Source organism: Streptomyces sp. TLI_146 (assembly GCF_002846415.1).
GTDB lineage: Bacteria > Actinomycetota > Actinomycetes > Streptomycetales > Streptomycetaceae > Streptomyces.
The window spans coordinates 8,158,093-8,178,035 of sequence record NZ_PJMX01000001.1 but is presented as its reverse complement, the minus strand read 5'-3'; the positions used below and the strand labels follow the sequence as shown (position 1 = coordinate 8,178,035).

The 19,943-nt window shown below is 71.5% G+C and carries 16 protein-coding genes; all 16 read left to right on the top strand.

What is annotated here, in order from left to right; translation table 11 throughout:
* The first annotated feature begins 57 nt into the window (after positions 1 to 57).
* The 16 genes from BX283_RS36365 (at position 58) to BX283_RS36290 (ending at position 19,943) form a co-directional block, all read left to right on the top strand.
* Positions 58 to 489 (top strand): nuclear transport factor 2 family protein, encoded by a 432-nt coding sequence (locus tag BX283_RS36365; RefSeq protein ID WP_257584120.1) that lies wholly within the window; start codon positions 58 to 60, stop codon positions 487 to 489.
* A 170-nt stretch (positions 490 to 659) separates the two neighbouring features.
* Positions 660 to 2,063 (top strand): amino acid permease, encoded by a 1,404-nt coding sequence (locus BX283_RS36360; RefSeq protein ID WP_101391645.1) that lies wholly within the window; start codon positions 660 to 662, stop codon positions 2,061 to 2,063.
* A gap of 115 nt (positions 2,064 to 2,178) precedes the next feature.
* Positions 2,179 to 3,108 carry a class A beta-lactamase gene (bla, locus tag BX283_RS36355; protein ID WP_101391644.1) on the top strand — a complete coding sequence of 310 codons (930 nt, stop codon included), beginning with the start codon at positions 2,179 to 2,181 and terminating at the stop codon, positions 3,106 to 3,108.
* Positions 3,109 to 3,376: 268 nt separating this feature from the next.
* Positions 3,377 to 4,405, top strand: a complete 1,029-nt coding sequence (locus BX283_RS36350) for an NlpC/P60 family protein (protein ID WP_101391643.1) — start codon at positions 3,377 to 3,379, stop codon at positions 4,403 to 4,405.
* Between the two features lie 311 nt (positions 4,406 to 4,716).
* Positions 4,717 to 5,406, top strand: coding sequence for an antibiotic biosynthesis monooxygenase (locus tag BX283_RS36345; RefSeq protein WP_101391642.1), 690 nt, complete (start codon positions 4,717 to 4,719; stop codon positions 5,404 to 5,406).
* A 275-nt stretch (positions 5,407 to 5,681) separates the two neighbouring features.
* Entirely contained in the window at positions 5,682 to 6,131 is a 450-nt protein-coding gene (locus BX283_RS36340) for a hypothetical protein (protein ID WP_101392799.1), read from the top strand.
* Positions 6,131 to 8,197, top strand: a complete 2,067-nt coding sequence (locus tag BX283_RS36335; protein ID WP_101391641.1) for a DUF6571 family protein — start codon at positions 6,131 to 6,133, stop codon at positions 8,195 to 8,197. The genes BX283_RS36340 and BX283_RS36335 overlap by 1 nt, the downstream gene beginning before the upstream one ends.
* Positions 8,194 to 8,724, top strand: coding sequence for a hypothetical protein (locus BX283_RS36330; RefSeq protein WP_101391640.1), 531 nt, complete (start codon positions 8,194 to 8,196; stop codon positions 8,722 to 8,724). Before BX283_RS36335 ends, BX283_RS36330 begins: the two co-directional genes overlap by 4 nt.
* 81 nt (positions 8,725 to 8,805) lie before the next feature.
* Positions 8,806 to 9,438 (top strand): DUF6629 family protein, encoded by a 633-nt coding sequence (locus BX283_RS36325; RefSeq protein ID WP_101391639.1) that lies wholly within the window; start codon positions 8,806 to 8,808, stop codon positions 9,436 to 9,438.
* Between the two features lie 123 nt (positions 9,439 to 9,561).
* The gene (locus BX283_RS36320) at positions 9,562 to 10,227 is read left to right on the top strand and encodes a nitroreductase (RefSeq protein WP_101391638.1); all 666 of its coding nucleotides are present in this window, start codon (positions 9,562 to 9,564) and stop codon (positions 10,225 to 10,227) included.
* A gap of 213 nt (positions 10,228 to 10,440) precedes the next feature.
* Positions 10,441 to 10,839 carry a hypothetical protein gene (locus tag BX283_RS36315; protein WP_101391637.1) on the top strand — a complete coding sequence of 133 codons (399 nt, stop codon included), beginning with the start codon at positions 10,441 to 10,443 and terminating at the stop codon, positions 10,837 to 10,839.
* 68 nt (positions 10,840 to 10,907) lie between these two features.
* Positions 10,908 to 11,783, top strand: coding sequence for a hypothetical protein (locus tag BX283_RS36310; protein ID WP_101391636.1), 876 nt, complete (start codon positions 10,908 to 10,910; stop codon positions 11,781 to 11,783).
* A 344-nt stretch (positions 11,784 to 12,127) separates the two neighbouring features.
* A complete protein-coding gene (locus BX283_RS36305) occupies positions 12,128 to 13,447 on the top strand; it encodes an MFS transporter (protein ID WP_101391635.1) in 1,320 nt (439 codons plus the stop codon).
* A 54-nt stretch (positions 13,448 to 13,501) separates the two neighbouring features.
* Positions 13,502 to 14,797, top strand: a complete 1,296-nt coding sequence (locus BX283_RS36300) for a condensation domain-containing protein (RefSeq protein WP_101391634.1) — start codon at positions 13,502 to 13,504, stop codon at positions 14,795 to 14,797.
* 140 nt (positions 14,798 to 14,937) lie between these two features.
* Positions 14,938 to 18,078 carry a non-ribosomal peptide synthetase gene (locus BX283_RS36295; protein WP_101391633.1) on the top strand — a complete coding sequence of 1,047 codons (3,141 nt, stop codon included), beginning with the start codon at positions 14,938 to 14,940 and terminating at the stop codon, positions 18,076 to 18,078.
* Positions 18,078 to 19,943, top strand: a complete 1,866-nt coding sequence (locus BX283_RS36290) for a non-ribosomal peptide synthetase (protein WP_101391632.1) — start codon at positions 18,078 to 18,080, stop codon at positions 19,941 to 19,943. Before BX283_RS36295 ends, BX283_RS36290 begins: the two co-directional genes overlap by 1 nt.

The following is a 19,943-nucleotide window of genomic DNA, read 5'->3' as shown; positions in this document are numbered from 1 at the left end:
ACCACCGACCGGTCACGGTCGGCCGACCACTCCGCCGGGCCCCCTATGCTCGTTTTCATGCCGGATCTGTCGCAGCATCCCAACGTCGAAACGGCCATCCGCTACCACGAGGCGGTCGCCCAAGGAGCCGTCGGTGAGGAGCTGGCCCGCTTCTTCCACGCGGAGGCGGTGCAGGAGGAGTTCCCCAACCTGCTTTTTCCCGACGGTGTCCGGCGCGATCTGTCCGCCGTTCTCCAGAGCGCGGAACGGGGCCGCGGCCTCCTGCGGGAACAGCGGTTCGAGGTACACCACGCCGTCGCGGCCGGTGACCAGGTGGCCCTGGAGGTCACCTGGACCGGAACCCTCGCCGTCCCCCTGGGCGACCTGCCCGCGGGCCATGTACTGCGTGCCCACATCGCGGTCTTCCTCGAATTCCGCGACGGCAGGATCCTCGCCCAGCGCAACTACGACTGCTACGAACCGCTGCGACGGACTCCGGGCGCACCCTGACATACGCCGCCCTTCCCTCGTTCGCCGACCCAGCCGGGCATTCCGCTCCGTACGGGCGAGACAGCGGAAAGTCATCGCATCTTCCGGATAACGGACGGATCGGATGGTAGATCGCGTAGGCGTCTCATAATCGGGTGTACTTGCATCTCATTAATTGGACACACCCGTACATGAGCCAGACACTGACCCCCACTCCCCCGCAACAACAGGACGCGCCTGAGCCCGGCACGCCTCTTTCCCACGGGCTCAAGCAGCGGCACCTTTCGATGATCGCGCTCGGGGGTGTCATCGGGGCCGGTCTCTTCGTCGGGTCCGGCGCCGGTATCGCCGCCGCCGGGCCGTCGATCGTGCTGGCCTACGCCGCGTCCGGCATCCTGGTGATGCTCGTGATGCGCATGCTCGGCGAGATGTCGGCGGCCGACCCGGCCTCCGGTTCGTTCTCCGTGCACGCCGAGCGCGCGATCGGCCCCTGGGCGGGCTTCACCGCCGGATGGATGTTCTGGACGCTGCTCGTCGTGGGCGTGGGGATCGAGGCGATCGGCGCCGCGCACATCATGCAGGGGTGGTTCCCGGGCACCCCGTCCTGGCTGTGGGTGCTGGCCTTCATGGCGCTTTTCTGCGGCGCGAACCTGGGTGCCGTCTCCCACTTCGGCGAGTTCGAGTTCTGGTTCGCCGCGTTGAAGATCGGCGCCATCGCGCTCTTCCTGACGCTGTGCGCCCTGGCGGTCCTCGGTCTGCTGCCCGGCACCGACTCACCGGGTACGGCCCACCTCGTCCACGACGGCGGCTTCCTGCCCACCGGCATGAGCGGACTGCTCGTCGGACTGCTCGCCTCGGTCGTCGCGTACGGCGGGCTGGAGACGGTGACCATCGCGGCGGCCGAGTCCGAGGACCCGGCGCGGGGTGTGGCCAAGGCCGTCAAGACGACGATGTGGCGGATCGGCATCGTCTACGTGGGCTCGATGCTGGCGATCGTCACCCTCATCCCGTGGAACGACAAGGCCGTCACCGACAGCGGCCCGTACGCCGCCGTGCTCGACCGGCTCGGTGTCCCCGGCGGCGCGCAGATCATGAACGTGGTCATCCTGATCGCGCTGCTCTCCGCGATGAACGCCAACATCTACGGCTCCTCGCGCATGGCGTACTCCCTGGTCGCGCGCGGCCAGGGCCCCGCCTTCCTCGGCAAGGTCTCCGGCCGGGTCCCGCGCCGCGCGGTGCTCGCCTCGTGCGCCTTCGGATTCGTCGCCGTGCTCCTGTCGTACTGGTGGCCCACGACCGTCTTCGCCTGGCTGCTCAACATGGTGGGCGGGGTCGTGCTGATCGTGTGGGGCTTCATCGCGGTGTCCCAGCTGGTGCTGCGCCGCCGCCTGGAACGCACGGCATCGGCTCAACTGGTCGTCCGGATGTGGGGTTTCCCGTATCTGACCTGGGTGGCCCTGGCCGCCGTGGCCGGTGTGCTGGTGCTCATGGCCCTGGACTCCGGGACCCGGGTGGAGCTCTACTTCACCGGCGGACTGGCGCTGACGCTGGCCGCGATCGGTTACGTACGACAGCGCAACGCGCGCACGCGCTGAGCGCGCGGCGGGGGCCGGGGACCTGCGCGTCGGTGCACCTTGCGTGGTGCGTCACCATGGTGGCGCACCACCAGCGACAAACGCCGGTTTCCCCGGCGCACCCGGAGGTCCAACCATGCATTCCTTACGTGTACGACGTGCAGCGCTGGGCGGGGTCGCCCTGCTCGCCGTGCTTCCACTGGTCGCCTGCACGCAGGCCGAAAGCCGAGCGGCGTCACCGACGCCGCCCACCGGAACGACACGGCCGCATACGAACGCGAAACCGCCCGTGGCCGACTTCAAGGAGTTGGAGCGCAAGTACGGGGCGCGGCTCGGGGTGTACGCGGTGAACACCGGCGACGGGCGGGAGGTGGGCTACCGCGACGGTGAACGGTTCGCCTACGCCTCCACGTTCAAGGCGCTCGCCGCCGGGGCCGTGCTGCGCAAGTACTCCCTGAAGGGCATGACCAAGGTGGTCAAGTACTCCAAGGACGACCTGGTGACCAACTCGCCCGTCACCGAAAAGCACGTCGACACCGGGATGACACTGGGCGAGCTGGGCGACGCCGCCGTGCGCTACAGCGACAACACGGCCGGGAACCTGCTGTTCGACGCGCTCGGCGGCCCCAAGGGCCTGGAGAGCGCCCTCCGACAGACGGGCGACGCGGTGACCCGCGTCGAGCGCCGCGAGCCGGACCTCAACCAGTGGGCCCCCGGCACCCTGCGGGACACCAGCACGCCCCGCGCCCTGGCCCAGGACCTGCGCGCCTTCGTCGTCGGCGACCGCTTGGGCACGGCCGAACGCGCCCAGCTGACGCGGTGGCTGCGGACCAACACCACCGGAGACGCGCTCATCCGGGCCGGAGTCCCCAAGGGCTGGACGGTCGGTGACAAGACCGGCGCGGGCGGCGTCTACGGCATCCGCAACGACATCGCCGTGGTGTGGCCCCCCGGCGCCGCGCCCATCGTCATGGCGATCCTGACGAACCGCGGGACGAAGGACGCCGACTTCGACAACAAACTGATCGCGGACGCGGCGGCGGTAGTTGCTCGTACGGTGTCGTAGACACACGCCAACTCGTGGGCGCGCCTTGCCGGTGGGCGCGCCCTGCCGGGGTGCTTCCGCCGCCGACACCCGTACCGCGTGAGCGAAGTGTGTAAAAAATGTGCTGCGTGAGGCAGATTTTCCTCACAGGGATTTGAACAGATCACAACTTGGTCACTAAGGTCATGTCTCGAACCTTCGCACGATCGGTCACTCATTCGGGGTGTCGGCGAAGGGGCCGCCATGTCTGCGTAGTTCGGCGGCTCTGAGGAAGAAGGAGCTGCCCTCCGTGGGGTCCCACCGTCGTCCCAAGAATCCGAACCGCGCCCGTGTCACCATGCTCACCGCGACGGCCGCCGCGGCCGTCGCACTCAGCTCGCAGGGCGCCGACGCCGCGCCCGCCAAGCCGAGCAAGGACGAGGTGAAGTCGAAGGTCGACGAGCTCTACCACCAGGCGGAGAAGGCCACCGAGGAGTACAACGGGGCCAACGAGAAGCAGACCGCCCTCCAGAAGGAGGTGACGGCCCTCCAGGACCAGGTGGCCCGCGGGCAGGCCGAGCTCAACGCCCTGCGCAACGGCATAGGTTCGCTCGCCAGCGCCCAGTACCGCACCGGCGGCCTGGACCCGTCCGTCTCTCTCTTCCTCTCCGCCGACCCGGACAGCTACCTCGACAAGGCGGCCGCGGTCGACCAGTTGGGCGCCAGGCAGACGCAGGCCCTGGAGACCATCCAGTCCAAGCAGCGGGCCCTGGCGCAGAAGCGCGCCGAAGCCACCCGCAAGCTGGCCGCCCTCGCGGATGTCCGCAAGACGGCCGGCGAGAAGAAGAAGGCCTTCCAGGGCAAGCTCGCCGAGGCGCAGAAGCTCCTGAACACCCTCACCACCGCCGAGCGCGCCCAGCTCAAGCAGGACGAGAACCGCGCCAGCCGCGGCGCGGGCGAGCGCGTGAACCTGGGCAGCGAGAAGCCCGGGTCCGGGCGCGGCTACGCCGCCCTCCAGGCCGCCGCGACACAGATCGGCAAGCCGTACCAGTCCGGCCACGAAGGCCCCGACTCCTACGACTGCTCCGGGCTGACCCAGTGGGCCTTCGCCCAGGTGAACGTCCACATATCGCGGGTCACGTACACGCAGATCAACGACGGCAGCCCGGTCAGCTTCAGCCAGCTCGCCCCCGGCGACCTGGTCTTCTTCAACAACCTTCTGCACGTCGGCATCTACGCGGGCAACGGCATGGTCCTGCACGCCCCGAAGCCCGGCGCCTTCGTCCGCTACGAGAAGATGAGCTACCTCGGCAGCTTCTACGGAGCCCGAAGGATCTGACCACCTGCCCGTGCTCCGGGGTGAGCCTCATGGCGGCACCAATTCAGGTGTCTCCCGCAGCGCCACCCGCCCTTCGTCATCCGCAGACCCTGAACTCGTCTTCGCGTCATGTCTTCTTCGCCGCTCCCCCAGGCCCGCCCGTATCTAGGGACTGCCAGTCCCTGGATCAGCCGGTCTCTCCCGCCCGTCGCGCCGCCTGGCCAGTCTGGTCGAGGAAGGGCCGCCCGCCGCAGTGCTCGGCCGATGGTTCGGCCGGGCCCGCTGAGCCGGGCTGGAGTCCTTCGACCCGTACCTCACAGGAAGCGAAGAACATGCCCAAGATTTCCGCCCAAGACAAGAACCTGACCGTCCTCAACCTCTTCACCACGGACGCCCCGGAGAAGCAGGAGGGCCTGCTCGGCGCGATGCGCGAGATCGTCGACTCGGCCGCCTACCCGGGCTGGATGTCCTCCACCGTGCACGCCGGTGTGGACAAGCCGGGCACGGCCAACTTCATCCAGTGGCGCAGCCGCGCCGACCTGGAGGACCGGTACAACGCGGAGGAGTTCGCGCACCGTACGCTCCCCCTCTTCGGCGAGCTGACCACGTCGATCCGGCTGCTCCAGAACGAGATCGTCTACTCCCAGGCCAAGTCCGGCGACAAGGTCGAGATCTCCCCCGCACGCGGCGACTACACCGTGATCACGGTCTTCGGTGTCGAGGAGAAGGACCAGGACGGCCTCCTGGACTCGCTCGGCCCGTCGATGAAGTTCCTCGCCGACGTTCCCGGCTTCGTGTCCCACACCGTCCTCAAGGGCATCGCCGCCCGCGGCCTCGAAGGCTCCTTCGTGATCTCCTACTCGCAGTGGGAGAACAAGGAGGCATGGGACGCCTACCAGGCCGTGGAGCAGGCCGACAAGCCCGCCGCCCGCCAGGACGCCGAGCGTCGCACCGCAGCACTCCTGACCTGGGTCGACTCCAACACGTACCAGGTGGTCCACACCCGCGCGGCCGGGGAGTGACGGGCAGCCGGGTTCCGCCCGCCTGACCCGCGCGAGAGCGCGCAGTACGAATACGAGACGGACACGCCCGGTTCCTTCACAGGAGCCGGGCGTTGCCTCTTCTCGCGGCACGTCGGCACGCTGGTCGCGGGCGGCAGTCCCCACCGCCCGCCACCGTCGAGGAGGCCGCGCCCCCGTCGGCACCCGGTTCGCGGAGTTCCGCGGCGACCTCTTGCGTACATCCGTAGGATGCGGCCAGATCTTTTCGATCCGTGGACGCTCAAATGGGGGAAAACGTGTCGTTCGACCAGGAGTGGGCGCAGCTGAAGACCACTGCCGCGGCAAGGCAGGACGCCGCGCGGACACGGCTGAACAGGGTGCCCGACGACGGTGGTGGGGGCGGTTCGCCCAGCGGCGACCTCGTGGTGAGCCAGGGCGATCTGGCCGGCGTCGGCGACGAGGCCTTCAAGCTCTACCAGCGGCTCGACACCGACGGGGACCACGCCAAGCAGAGCACCACCGCCGCCGGTGCCGCCATGAAGGCGGACTTCGCGCTCGGCCCCGCCCTCACCACCCTCGCCGACCACTGGAACAACCAGGTCAACAGCCTGCTCCAGGCCTGCGCGCACATCTCCAACCACCTCGACTACACCAAGAACGCACACGCGGGCGACGAGTACCACATCGTCACCAGCCTCAGCGCGCTCGACCTCAACCGGGCCTTCGGTGAAGGGAAGCAGGGCTGATGGAACTCGACGCGCTCCGATTCGGGAACTTCACCCCGCTCGGCACGGCCGTCTCCGACTGGACGGCGATGATCAGCAAGCTGGAGTCGCTGCGGACGGACGCCCACGACCAGTTGGACGGCAGGTCCCAGAAGGCGAACTGGGCCGGGGTGAACGCCACGGTCACCCGGCAGTTCATCACCCGGACCGCCAAGGAGTTCGGCGATGCCGTCACCGAGGCGACCAGCATCCGCAACATCCTCCAGGACACGTACAACGAACTCGTCGACTGGCAGCAGAAGTTGAACGAGGCCATCGAGCACGGCCTCAAGAACAACCTGACCGTGGTGGGCACGGGCAACGGCGGGTTCACCGTCACCATGAACATCCACCCCGACCGCGCCGCCAAGGGCACCAAGGTGGCGGAACACTCCCAGGCCGACGTGGACAACCTCCGGGACGAGGTGCAGCGCATCCTCGCCAAGGCCACCGAGAGCGACAGCAGCGCCGCGCAGGTGCTGACCGCCCTGGCGGGGCAGACACCGCTCGGCTTCTCCGACGCCTCCTACGGCGACCGGGACGCGGCCGCCAAGGCGCTCAAGGACGCCGAGGACCTGGCGAACCTCATCAAGAAGAAGGGGGACGACATGACCCCCGAGGAGTTCGACAACCTCACCCGCCAGCTCGGGGCGTACAAGAACGACCCGCTGTTCCAGGAGAAGTTCACCACCACCCTCGGCGCGCGCGGCGCCCTCGACTTCTGGGCGGACCTCTCCGACCCGTCCGACGGCGGCACCCTGCAGCGTGCCAGGCTCCATCAACTGGGCGATCTGCAAAAGAACTTGGGCTTCACGCTGGCCGGGGCCACCCAGACCGGCAGCCCCGCGATGCAGCAGTGGGAGCAGGACATGATCGGCCTGGGCGGCCAGCAGATCAACACGCGCGGCACCCAGGTGTACGGCTTCCAGCTGATGAGCAACCTGATGCGGGTCGGCGACTACGACGACACCTTCCTCAACGGCTACGGCAACGCGCTCGTGTCGACCGAGAAGAAGATGAAGCTGCCCGACCACTACTGGAACGGTGCGGGCGGGCCCATGATGCCGAAGATGAACTTCATCGGGGACGAGTTCGGGCGCGACCCGATGACCGGGTTCATGACCGCCCTGTCCAGGTCGCCCGACGCGGCGACGCAGTTCTTCAACGCGACCGCCCCGCAGGACAACGCCGAGTACGTCCTCAAGGACCGCCGCACCTTCGACGACACCCCGCTGGATCACGGCGACGCCAACCAGTCCAAGGACGCCACCGGCAAGGCCCTCATCGCGGCCGCGACCGGAGTCGACCCCAACGACCCCAACGCGCGGCCCGTCGACCACACCCCCGAGCACCGCCAGGTCCTCGACCGCTCGCTCAAGTACCTGTCCGCCGCGGGCGACGACTTCGCGCCCGAGTTGCGCGACGACATGGCGATCGTCCTGGGCAACCACTCCGACGAGGTCCACTATTCGATGAGCGCGCTCGCCAACGACCCCAACGACCCCAAGCTGCTCGACCGGGGCCAGCTCCTGGAAGTCACCAAGCAGGTGTCGCGCAGCCAGGACGCGTACGGAAAGCTCAACGAATTCATGAACCAGGAAATGGTGCGGGACATCTACCAGGACCACCCCAAGGACCCGCACGAGACGCTCCAGCGGGCCGGACAGACCACCGGCTTCCTGGAGGAGGCCCGCTACCAGGCGCTCAAAACGGACAAGCACGACCCGTCCTGGGACGCCAAGTGGATGTACCACGGCTTCGGCGCGGCGGTGAACTTCATCCCCGGCGTCGGCGACATCGCGCAGCGCGGGGTCGACGCGCTGACCTACCAGTGGCAGCTCGACGAGCAGGCCCGCATCAACCACGAGATCCAGGAGCAGAACGGCAAGGTGTTCGTCGGCCGGGAGGGCCAGCTCAAGGCGCTGGCCGAGCAGTGGGACAAGGTCAACCCCGACAGCGGCAAGAACGCGTACACGCTGACCAACGAGGCCAGCACCGCCGCGCTCAACGGCAACGTGGCGGCCCAGGGTCTGGCGGGCGACCAGTGAACCGTACGATCCGAGGCCTGGTGCTCGGTGCCGCGCTCTGCGTGCTCGCCGGGTGCTCCTCCTCCGGCGACTACACCGTGCCCGACGCCCTCTGCGGCGTCACCGTGGGATCCAAGCCGCTGGCCCCGCTCCTGCCGGACGGGGAGAAGCTGGCGCAGTCGCCGAAGTCCATCAGCCCCGAGAGCTCGGTCTGTTCGGTCTCGGTGGACAAGAAGCAAGCGGTGTACGTCACCGACGACGTGACCGATGCCGACACCGATCCGGTCGCCGTGCAGCGCGACGCGCTGGCGCGGATGGGCAATCCGCAGAAGGCCGCCGTCGGGGACGACGCCCGGATCGCGGACCAGGGCGGGGTCGCGGTCAGCGTCTGCACGTACCAGGGCAACCGGCGGAAGTTCGTGACCCTGGTCGACCTCACCTCGGAGCATCCGGTGCCGAAGGGGACCGCCGATCGCAGGAAGGCGCTGGAATCGTTCCTCCGCGCCTATCTGCCGAAGGCCATGGAGGCGAAGGGCTGCCGGAAGTAGGCCGTCGGGCGTGGCACGCGCCGCGGCAGCACAAGTGCGCCCGGCGCGCTCTGGCCCCAGCACGGCTGTAGCGTTGCCGCCATGTGCTGGAGCGCGACGGCCGACCTCGTTGCGGGCGCGGGCATCATGGCTGTGGGGGCGGCCTCGGTGACCTTGGCGGCCCGAAGCCCCCGTGACCTGCCGCTCGCCGCGCTGCCTCTCCTCCTGGGGGCCCACCAGATCATCGAGGCCGCGGTCTGGCACCACGACGGCGGCACCGGGCCCGCCACTCTCGCCTGGGCCGTCATCGCGCTCCCCCTGCTGGCGCTCTGGGTACCGGCGGCCGTGCTGTGCGCCGCGCCGCCGAGCGCCCGCCGCCGCCTGCTGGTCACCCTGGCGGCGGGAGTCGCGACGGCGGCGGTGCTCACCCACGCCCTGGCGACCCGCACTGTGACGGCCGAGATCCGTGGCCACACCGTCGGATACTCCCTGGGGCTGCCGCAGCCGCAGCTGGTCGTCGCAGGCTATCTCCTGGCCACGATCGGCTCCCTGCTCCTGTCCGGCGACCGGGGCCTGGTCCTGTTCGGTGCCCTCATCGCCGTCGGGGCCGCGGTGTCGTTCGCCCTGTGGCGCCAGGAGTACGTCTCGACGTGGTGCGCGTTCGCCGCGGTGTGCTCGGTGGTCCTGACGCTCTGGGTGAGAGCGCGCCGCCCGCCGTCAGCACTTGCCCGTTGATGTTCGCGCGGCGGCTGCGGACGTCTGCCGTAGATCCAAGTGCTATCCCGATCGCCCCGCTGGCCCCTGCGCGTACTCAAGACGGTAGAGAGGTGGTGCCGTTGAGCGAGAGGACGAGAAGACGTGGATGTGTACGAAGCCGTGGACAGCCGCCGGGCCGTGCGGGCGTTCAGCGACGAGCCGGTGCCGAAAGAGGTGCTCGAACGCGTGCTGCTCGCGGCGACACGGGCTCCGTCGAGCGGGAACCTCCAACCGTGGCACCTGTATGCCGTGACCGGTGAGCCCTTGGCCGAACTGAAGAGGCGCGCGACGGCCAGGGCGCTGGCGGGAGACCCGGGCGACGAGCGGGAGTATCCGATGTACCCGGCCGAACTGACCCCGCCGTACCTCGACCGCTTCTCCGCCGCGGCCACCCAGCGGTACGCGGCGCTGGGCATCGAGCGCGACGATCCCGACAGGCCCATGAAGATCGCCGCCTTGAACACGCAGGCGTTCGGAGCACCGTTCGTCCTGTTCTGCTACCTCGACCGGACGATGGGGCCCGGGCAGTGGGGGGACGCGGGGATGTTCCTGCAGACGGTCATGCTGCTGCTGAGGGCGGAAGGGCTGCACAGTTGCCCCCAGGTGATGTGGACGATGTATCGCAGGACCGTCAGCCGGATAGTCGCGGCCGATGACCGGCTCGTGCTGTTCTGCGGTATGGCGGTGGGGTTCAAGAAGGAAGGCGTGCCACGGCTGCGCACCGGGCGGGCGGACGTGACAGAAACGGTCAGCTTCGTCGGAGTGTGACGGAGCCCGGAGCCCGGAGCTCGGGGCGCGGGGCGCGGCCGCTGAGGCCGGATCCCGCCCCCGTCGGTCCGCTCAGCGGAACGGCGGTGGAGGGACCGCGGCCGACGGGGCACAGTGGGCGTCCTGCCGGGCAGACCGGCCCGGCCCTCCTTCCTCGTCAAGGAGAGTGACGTGATGGCTCACTCACACCATCGACCGACAGGGACACCCCGTATGAACAAAGCCCGGGCCGCCCTGACGCTCATGACCCTCACCGCCTGCTCGCTGGCCACCGTGCACACGACGGCGAGCGCCGCGCCGCAGGACTGCGTGACCACCACCCTTCGTACGGGAGTGGAAACCGTCGGGACCATTGCCACCAAGTCCTCGTCCAGCACCTGCCACGGCCTCGACCTCACCTACGCCCACCACTCCGGACGCGAGCACTGGGACGAGTACGCGGGGATGTACGAGACGGCGTCCGGCTGGAAGTTCGGCGCCTCGGGCTATGTGCTCGTCGGCAACGGGCAGTACCCCGTGGGCCAGTACGTCCTCGTGCCTGATCTCGCCCCCGGCACCCGCTTCGGCGTCGCCAGCCAGGACGGCGTCGACACCGTGGACATCACGCACTGACATCCATGGGGCCGCCTGGGGGCACCGGACCCGACAGCCGTCCCCAGCGGCTCCGGGGAGGGGGGATCGTGGCCCGGCCGCGTAAGTCCGTCGCCCTGGCGGCAGTTGTCTGCGCGATGGCGTTGACCGCCTGCTCCAGCGGCCTCAGCGGCTCCAGCGGTTCCGGCGACGTGGCCGGTCCCGCCCGCCCCCGCTCCTCCCCCGGTCCGGCGAGCACCCCGCCCGTACCGATCACGTACACCATGCCCGACGACGTCACCGTGCTCGTGCTGCCCGCGACGGGAGCCGAAACACGCTGGTCGCAGGGCCTGGACGCGTTCGCCCAGGCTGTCGGTGACGCCTCGGCCCACGCCTGCGCCCAGGTACACCGAACCGCCCTGCCGGACCGTCCGCCGCCCGCATACATCCGCCGGGCCGAACTGCCGGACCTCGCCTTCATCCGCCGTCACGGCTTCAGCGCCGTACTCGCCCCTCTCCCCTACTCACGCGGTACGCCGACGGGCAGCGCATCCCCGGCCGGGCAGCGCTGTCTGCGCCAAGGCGAGGACGCCGCACGCGACTTGCGCCGTGTGTACGTCGAGACTCAGACGGCCTGGATGCGGGAGCTGGCAAAGGTGCGCACCGCCCCCACCGTGCGCGAGGCATACCGGAGCTTCGCCCCCTGCCTGGCCCGGCACGGCATCACGGCCACCGACGAGGCCGGCCTCTTCGCGCTCGCCGACCGGCGACTCGCCGCCGATCAGGCGGACGCGGACCTGGCCAGTGCGTACGCCACCTGCATGGCCCCGGTCGAAGCGGCCCGCTCTCCCCTGCGTACGCGGCAACGCGACCACTTCGTCGCCGCCCACCGCGCCCAACTCCAGGAACTTCAGCGCACCCTGCCCGCCCGCATCCACCGCCTTGAAGCAGACCTCGGCGTACGGCTTTCCTTCCCCGGTGGGTGACGCGTAGGGACCGCCGCACCGCGCGGCCGGGGAGGCAACACCGCATACGCGCCATAACTGACGGAATAGACGATTCCGCAACAATACGATCGTGAGTGGTCATTTTCAGTCAGGATCGAAACCGTCACTCCGCGTGCAGGCTACCCGTCGCCCCTTCCGTGCCTCGCCTGCACTCACCGCCGCGCACCGGTTCCGTGATGCACACCGAGTGGCAGGCATTCATGCGGACTTACCGGGAGTTCGGCGAAAATTCTTCTGAGTTTCCGGCAAGTACTGACAAGACTCGACCGAAAGTGGCCGTGATCCTTTGACTCCCGATCGACCGTTCGGTGAAGGTCGTTCACATGTCCGTCACAACCGGAGCCTCCACGGGTAGCCCGATGCGCCGACGCGACTTCCGGCTGCTGCTCGCGGGAGCAGCCGCCGGACAACTCGGCGCTCAGGTCACGCTGGTGGCCCTTCCCCTCGTCGCCGTCCTCGAACTCGACGCCTCCGCCTTCCAGGTGGGCCTGCTCACCGCGGCGGAGACCGCCGCCTTCCTGCTCGTCGGGCTGCCCGCCGGGGCCCTCGCCGACCGTATGCGCAAGCGTCCCCTGATGATCCGCGCGGATCTGGTGCGAGCCGTGGCGATGGGCAGCATCCCCGCCGCAGCGGTCGCCGACGCCCTGACCATGGCTCAGCTCTACGTCGTCGCGCTCGTCACCGGAGTGGCGACCGTGTTCTTCGACGTCGCCCACCAGAGCTATCTGCCGCAGATCGTGCCGCGCGAGGAACTCATGGCGGGCAACGGCGCGCTGGAGACGGTCCGTTCCACCGCCCAGGTGGCCGGACCAGGAGCCGGAGGCGGGCTGGTCCAGCTCGTCGGCGCACACCTCGCCGTCCTCGCCGACGCCCTCGGCTATGTGCTGTCCGCCCTGGTCCTCCTGCGCATCCGGCAGCCCGAGCAACCGCCCCGGACCCCGCCCGGCGCCTCCCTGCGCAAGGACATCGGCGAAGGCATCCGCTTCGTCACCGGCCATCCCCTGCTCCGTGTCATCGCCCTGACCACCGGCCTCGCCAACCTGTGCATGGCCGTCCTCATGGCCACCCAGACCGTGCATCTCGTACGCGTCGTCGGACTCGAGCCGGGTGCGCTGGGACTGGTGCTTTCCGCCTCGGCCGTCGGCGGGCTCCTGGGTGCCCTGTGCTCCGGGCGGCTCGCCGCCCGGTGGGGGCAGGCCCGGCTCATCCTGTGGTCCGTCCTGCTGAGCGGGCCGTTCGCGGTGCTGTGGCCGCTGTCCGGGCACGGCACCCTGGGCGCGGTCCTGTTCGCCACCGGATCGGCGGGCAGTTCCTTCGGCGCCGTCGTCTACAACATCGCCCAGGTCAGCTTCCGTCAGGGCCTGTGCCCGCCGCGGCTGCTCGGCCGGATGAACGCCACCCTGCGCTTCCTCATGTGGGGCACCCTGCCGCTCGGCGCGCTCCTCGGCGGCGCGCTCGCCCAGTCCTTCGGGCCGCGCACCGCACTCGCCTGCTGCGCCGCCGGTTTCCTCGCCGTACCGCTGCCGCTGCTGTTCTCCCCGCTGCGCCGCATGCGGGACCTGCCCGGCCCCGAGGCGTCCCAGGAGGACACCGACACCGCCACGGAGGACGACGGACAGCCCGCCCCCACCCCCTCCCGCTGAACCACCACCGCACCGACACAGCACTGCCCGCCGATCACGACAGAAGAGGACTCCGTGCCCAGCATCACGAGCCAGTACCTGGCCCGCTACCGGCGCATCACCGCCGACGACGGGTCCGGCGCCCTGCTGCCCGTCACCGGGGCACAGCGCCGCTTCGCACTGGTGCGGTCGCTGGACCCGGCGGGACGGCCCGACGTGGTGCCGATGTTCTTCGCCTTCCCGCACGGCACCGTCGACCCCGCCCGCCTGCAAGCGGCGGCCCGCCGGCTCGCCGCCAGGCACACCGCCCTGCGCTCGCGGCCCTCCGTCGTACGCGGAACGCCCGTCCTGCACGTGGGAGAACCGGACATCCGCGTGACCCAACCGGCCCCCGCGCCGGGCGAACGCCCCGCCGACACCCTGCGCCGCGCGCTGGCCTCCTGGGATCCGCAGGCGCCGCCCCTGCGCCTGTTCCTCGTCCGCGACGACGAGGGACGCGGTGAGGACCTCCTCGCCGTCGCCCTGGACCACGCGGTCTGCGACGGCCGGTCGCTGGCGCGGATCGCCGAAGAACTCGGCGCCGCGTACGCCGAGGACACCGCCGAGCCTCTTGTCGCGCCCGAGGAGACGGAAGCCGAACTCGCCGCCTACCACGAGGCCGTCCTGCTCCAACTCGCCGCCGAGGAACGTGCGGACACGCCCGAGGCGGCCGCGTACTGGGCGGACCGGCTGCGCGCCGTGCGCACCCACGCCCCTGTGCCGCGTCCCGAACGCGTACCCGCGGGCACGCTCCCCAGCGGCTCGGCCGAGGCCCGGCTGCCCGCGCACGACGACCGCGTCTCCTTTCCCGGACTGCTCGACGCCTGCCGCGCCGCGGCGAGCGCGCTGTACGGTCCCGATCGCGTCGTTCCGCTCGGCTACCCGTGGGGCGGCCGCCCCGCCGGTGCGCGTCCGGTCGTCGGCTGCTTCCTCAACACCGTCGTCTTCCCGGCCGCCACCGGCCACGGGCCCGCGCCCCAGACGACGGCCGACGCCTGGTGGGACGACCTCGACCGGGCCGACATGCCGTTCGACGCGGTCGTGGCCGCCGCCCGGTCCGCCGGGCCGGGCTGGAACGGCGCGCTGGACGGACTGCTGACCGTGGACGACGACAGCCGCCGCCCGCCCCTGGTGCTGGCCGGTGTCGAGGGCCGCGAGGTCCACATCGACGGCCGACCGGTGCGCAGTCCCTTCGCCGTCTCCGTCACCCAGGGGGCGGAGATCCGCCTGCGGATGGTGTGGGACCGCGCGGTGCTGGACGACTCCACCGCGCACCGGGCGTTCGACGCACTCGCCGATGCGCTGCGCCCGGTGGCGCGGGCCGAGGGCTGAGCACGCCGCCCGGACCGCCCCGCCCCAGCCCACCCAGACCTGTGCGGCCCGCGTGACCCGCGAAGCCGCCTGTACGACCGCGCCCGGCCACGACCGTGACCGGCCCCGGAAAACCGCCCCGACGACCTCAGGGACCGACCATGCTTCCGCTCTCCGCCTCGCAGGAGATCGTCTGGCTGCACGAGCAAATGCAGCCCGGCAGCCGTGCCTACAACTTCACCGCTGCACTCGACCTCTGGGGCCCCCTGGACACCGAGGCCCTGCGCCAGGGCCTGGGCGCCACCCTGGCACGCCACCCGGGCCTGCGGCTCGAACTCGTCGCGCTGCCCGGGTCGGTACCGGGACAGCGGGTCGCCGAGCGGTGCCAACCCAGGCTGCACACCGTCGACCTCACCGGACGGGACGACCCCGAGGCGGCCTTCCAGGACCTGCTGCGCACCGAGGCCGAGACCCCGCTCGACACCTTCGAGGCACCGCTGATCCGCTGGACGCTCGTACGCCTCGCCGAGCACCACCACCGGCTCGTCCACGTCGAGCACCACCTGATCCACGACGGGCACTCCTTCGCGATCCTGCTCGACGACGTCTTCCGCGTCTACCGCGCCCGCGTCACCGGCGAAACCCTCACGCTGCCGCCCGCCCCCTCCTACGCGGACCACGTCCAGGCCCAGGCGAAGGCCGCCTACGCCGCCGAGTCCCTGGACTTCTGGCAGGCCGAACTGCGCGACCAGCCGCACGACTTGCCGCTGCCCGGGCTCGCCCGCCCCGGCGCCCGCCGCAGGCACCACGGCGGACAGCTGCGCCAGACCATCGGCGCCGATCTCGCCGAGCGGCTGCGCGAGCACGCCCGTGAGCGCGGCCTCACCCCCTTCGCCACGCTCCTGGGGCTGTTCGCCGAACTCCTGCGCCGCCACAGCGGCCGCTCCCGGATGGTCATCGGCACCGCCGTCGGCAACCGGCCCCTGGGGTACGAGGACGCCGTCGGCATGTTCGTCAACACCATCCCGCTGCCGCTGGCCCTGGACGCCACCGCCCCGGCCCAGGACGCCATGGACGAGGTCACCGACACCCTCATCCGTGCCCTGCCGCACCAGGACGTACCGGTCCAGGAGCTGACACGAGCGCTCGGCCTGCACACCTCCGGTGCCGACAACCCGCTGTTCTCCGTGATGTTCAGCGCCCATGACGCCCCGCTTCCCGAGATCGACCTGCCGGGCCTGGACATCACGCTCTTCGAGGGGTTCAACACCGGCACCACCCGCTTCGACCTGGACGTGGTGCTGCTGCCGGACGACCGGCGCGGTGTCACCCCGCGCCACGGCGCGCCCGGTATGACGCTGGTGTGGGACTACGACGCCGACCTGTTCGGCGAGGACGTCGCCCGGCTGCTCTCCGGCCGCTTCCTCGACCTGCTGCGCGCCTACCTCGACACTCCCCGAACCCCGCTGGCCGACCTCGCCCCGGCCGCGGTGGAGGCGGCCACCGAGGCCGTGCCCGTCCCGGCCGGCCGGGACCTGCTGGATCCGGTGGCCGCCCACCACCCGTCGCTGCCCGCCCTGTTGTGCGGTGCGCGCCGAGTGACGTACGGCGAACTCGAAGAGCGTGTCGCCTCGCTCGCCGAGCGGCTGCGTGCGGCGGGGGTCGCGCCGGGCCGACCGGTGGCCGTCGTCCTGCCCCGGGGAGCCGACTCGGTCGTCGCCCTGCTGGCCTGTCTGCGCACCGGCGCCGTCTACTGCCCGCTGTCGCCCGCCGATCCGCCGGCCCGCACCGCGCTGCTGCTCGAACGGCTCGCCCCGGCACTCGTCCTCACCGGCGACGGCGGCCCGGCCCTGCCGGACTTCCTGCCCACCGCCCGGATCGACGCGCCCGTGTTCCCCCGCGCCAACGCCGCCGACGTCCTGCCCGCCACGACCTACGTCATCCACACCTCCGGCTCCACCGGCACGCCCAAGCCGGTCGCCGTCGGCCGTGCGGCGCTGGAGCACCATCTGACCGCGGCCGCCGACCGGTTCGCCCTCACCAGCGCCGACCGGGTCCTCATGTTCGCCCAGCCGTCCTTCGACGTATCGCTGGAGGAGGTACTGCCCACCCTGCACGCGGGGGCGTGCCTGGTGGTGCCCGAGCACGAGGTGCCCACCGGGCCGGAGCTCGCCGAGCTGCTCGCCTCCGCCCGGGTCACCGTCGCCAACCTGCCCACCAGCTACTTCCTCTCCACCCGCGAGGAGCTGCGGCCCGCGCTGCGCGAGGAGAGCTGGGCCCCCCGGCTCCTGGTCCTGGGCGGCGAGCGCCTTCCCGCCGAGACCCTGCGCGGCCTCCTCGCCGACACCGACGCCACCGTCCTCAACGCGTACGGCGTCACCGAGGCGGCCATCAGCTCCACCGTCCACGAGATATCCCGCGACGCCCTGACCGAGGGCGCCGAGATCCCCCTCGGCACCGAGCTGCCGGGCGAGCGCGTCCACGTCCTCGACGCGCACCACCGCCCGCTGCCCACCGGCGCCGTCGGTGAACTCGCCATCGCCGGGCCCGGTCTGGCCGAGGGCTACCCCGGCAACGCGGAGGTGACCGCCGCCCGGTTCATCGCCGTGGACGCGCTCGGCGGGGAGCGCGTCTACCTCACCGGCGACCTCGGCTACCGCGGTCTGGACGGCCTGCTGTACTTCCTGGGGCGGCGCGACAACCAGGTCAAGCTGCGCGGTCACCGCATCGAGCTGGAGGAGATCGAGGCGGCGGCATCCGCGGCGCTCGGCGGCCGCTCCTGCGCCGTCGTCCTGGACCGCGAGGGCCCGGCCGCGCCCCGGCTCGTCGGCTTCTTCGAGGACGGCGCCGACCTCGCCGACGTCGACGAGAAGGCCCTGCACGCCGAGTTGAGCGGCCGGCTGCCCGGGCCTCTGGTGCCCGCGCGGTGGGCACGGCTGGAGTCGATGCCGACCCTCGCCGGCGGCAAGCCGGACCGTACGGCCCTGGCCCGGCGCGCCGCCGCGCTCGCCCCCGCGGCCCCGACGGCTCCCGAGGCCGAGACCGCGGACGCGGTGCCGGACGATCCGATGACCGCGCTGCTCGCGCGGGGCTGGCGTGAGGTGCTGGGTCACAGCCGCTTCGACGGCAGCTCCCACTTCTTCCACATCGGGGGCCACTCGCTGCTGGCCGCCGAGCTCGCGGCCTGGCTGGAGCCCCACCTGGGCACCCGCCCGCCGCTGAAGGTCCTCTTCCGCAACCCGGTGCTCGCCGACCAGGCCGACGCCCTCGCCGCCACCGCCCCTGCCTCCACGGAGTCGTGATGATCCAGTCCCCTTCCCTCGCCGACCCCACCACCACGCTGGTGAGCGTCGCCCACGGCCCCGCCGCCGAACCGACCACCGTCGTCGCCCGCTTCGAGGACCGGGTCCGGCTCGCTCCGCAGGCTCCCGCCGTCATCGACGGCGCACGGACCTGGACGTACGAGGACCTCTCCACCGCCGCCGAGCACGTCGCCACCGCCCTGCGCGAGCGCGTACGGCCCGGGGACCTGGTCGGTGTCTGCCTCGACCGGTCCACCGCCCTGGTGGTGACCGCCGTCGCGCTCGCCCGGATCGGCGCCGTCTACCTGCCGCTGGGCCCGCGCCCCGGCGAGCGCCGCACGCAAGCCGTCACCGAGGACCTCGACGTGGCCTGCCTCATCGGAGACCCCGCTGTCCTGCCCGCCGCCCACCGCGACGGGGAGCACACGCCGCTGCCGCTGCCCACGGACGGCGTGAACGCCCCCGTCGGCGCGGTGGCCGCGTTCGCCGCCCGCCCGCAAGGGGCGCGGCGCGCGCCCGAGGGCGCCCTGTACGCCGTCCTCACCTCCGGGTCCACCGGCCGCCCCAAGGCGGTCGCCGTGGCCGAGGCCTCGCTGTCCGTGGCCCTCGACTGGTACCGGGCCGCCACCGGTCTGGCGCCGGGCGACCGGCAGTCCCTGCTCATCGGCGTCGCCTTCGACCCGCACCTGTTGGAGCTGTGGGCCGGGCTGACCTCGGGTGCCGCTCTTGTCCCGGCCCCCGACGACACCCGCTGGGACGCGGGCGTGCTCACCGACTGGTGGCGCGATGCCGCCGTCACCGTCTGCGTGGCCGCGACCCCCACCGTCGAACCGCTCCTGGACCGGCCCTGGCCCCAGGACCTGAAGCTGCGTCACCTGGTGGTCGGCGGCGACCGCATGCGCCGCCGCCCCGGCCCGGACGTCACGGCCACCGTCCACAACGCCTACGGTCCGGCCGAAGCCACCGTCGTCACCACCACGTACACGATGCGTGGCACCGCCCCGGGCACCATGACCCCGCCGCCGATCGGCACCCCGCTGCCGGGCGTCACCGTCGTCGTCACCGACGACGAGGGCCTGCCCGTCGGCCGCGGGCAGGACGGCGAACTGCGCATCGGCGGCCACTGCCTGGCACTCGGCTACCTCGACCCCGAGCTGACCGCGCGGCGCTTCACCGCCCCGCCCGCGCACCCGGCGCTGGAAGCCGTCGGCCGCCTGTACCGCACCGGCGACCGGGTCCGCATGGGCGCCGACGGCAGCCTGGAGTTCCTCGGCCGCCTCGACGACCAGGTCAAGATCAGCGGGGTGCGGATCGAACCCGCCGAGGTGGAGGCCGCCTTCGAGCAGGACGCCCGGGTGCGCACGGCCGTCGTCACCGTGCAGCGCGATGGCTCCGGCCTCGCCCGTCTCCTCGCGCACGTCAAGCCCGCCGAGGGTGCGGAGCCCGCGCCCGGCGACCTGCTCGACGCGGTCCGCGCCTGGCTTCCCGAGCAGGCCGTCCCGGCCGCCGTGCACTTCGTCGACGCCTACCCGCTGGACGCCAACGGCAAGGTGGACCGGGCCGCTCTCGCCACCCAGGCCACCACGGCGCCCGCGGCCCAGGCGGACGACCCGGCCGACGCCACTCCTGGCGAACGACTCGTCCTGGCGACCGTACGCGAACTCCTCGGGCGGCCCGCGACCGTACTCGGCGACAACTTCACGGACATCGGCGGCACCTCCGTCGTCGCCGCGCGGCTGCTCGCGGTCGTCGAGCGCGAGACCGGTATCCGCCCGCGCGCCCACCAACTGCTGCGCAGCACCGACCTGCGCGCCTTCGCCGCCGTCCTCGACCAGCGCCAGACCCCGCGACCGGCAGGAGCCTGA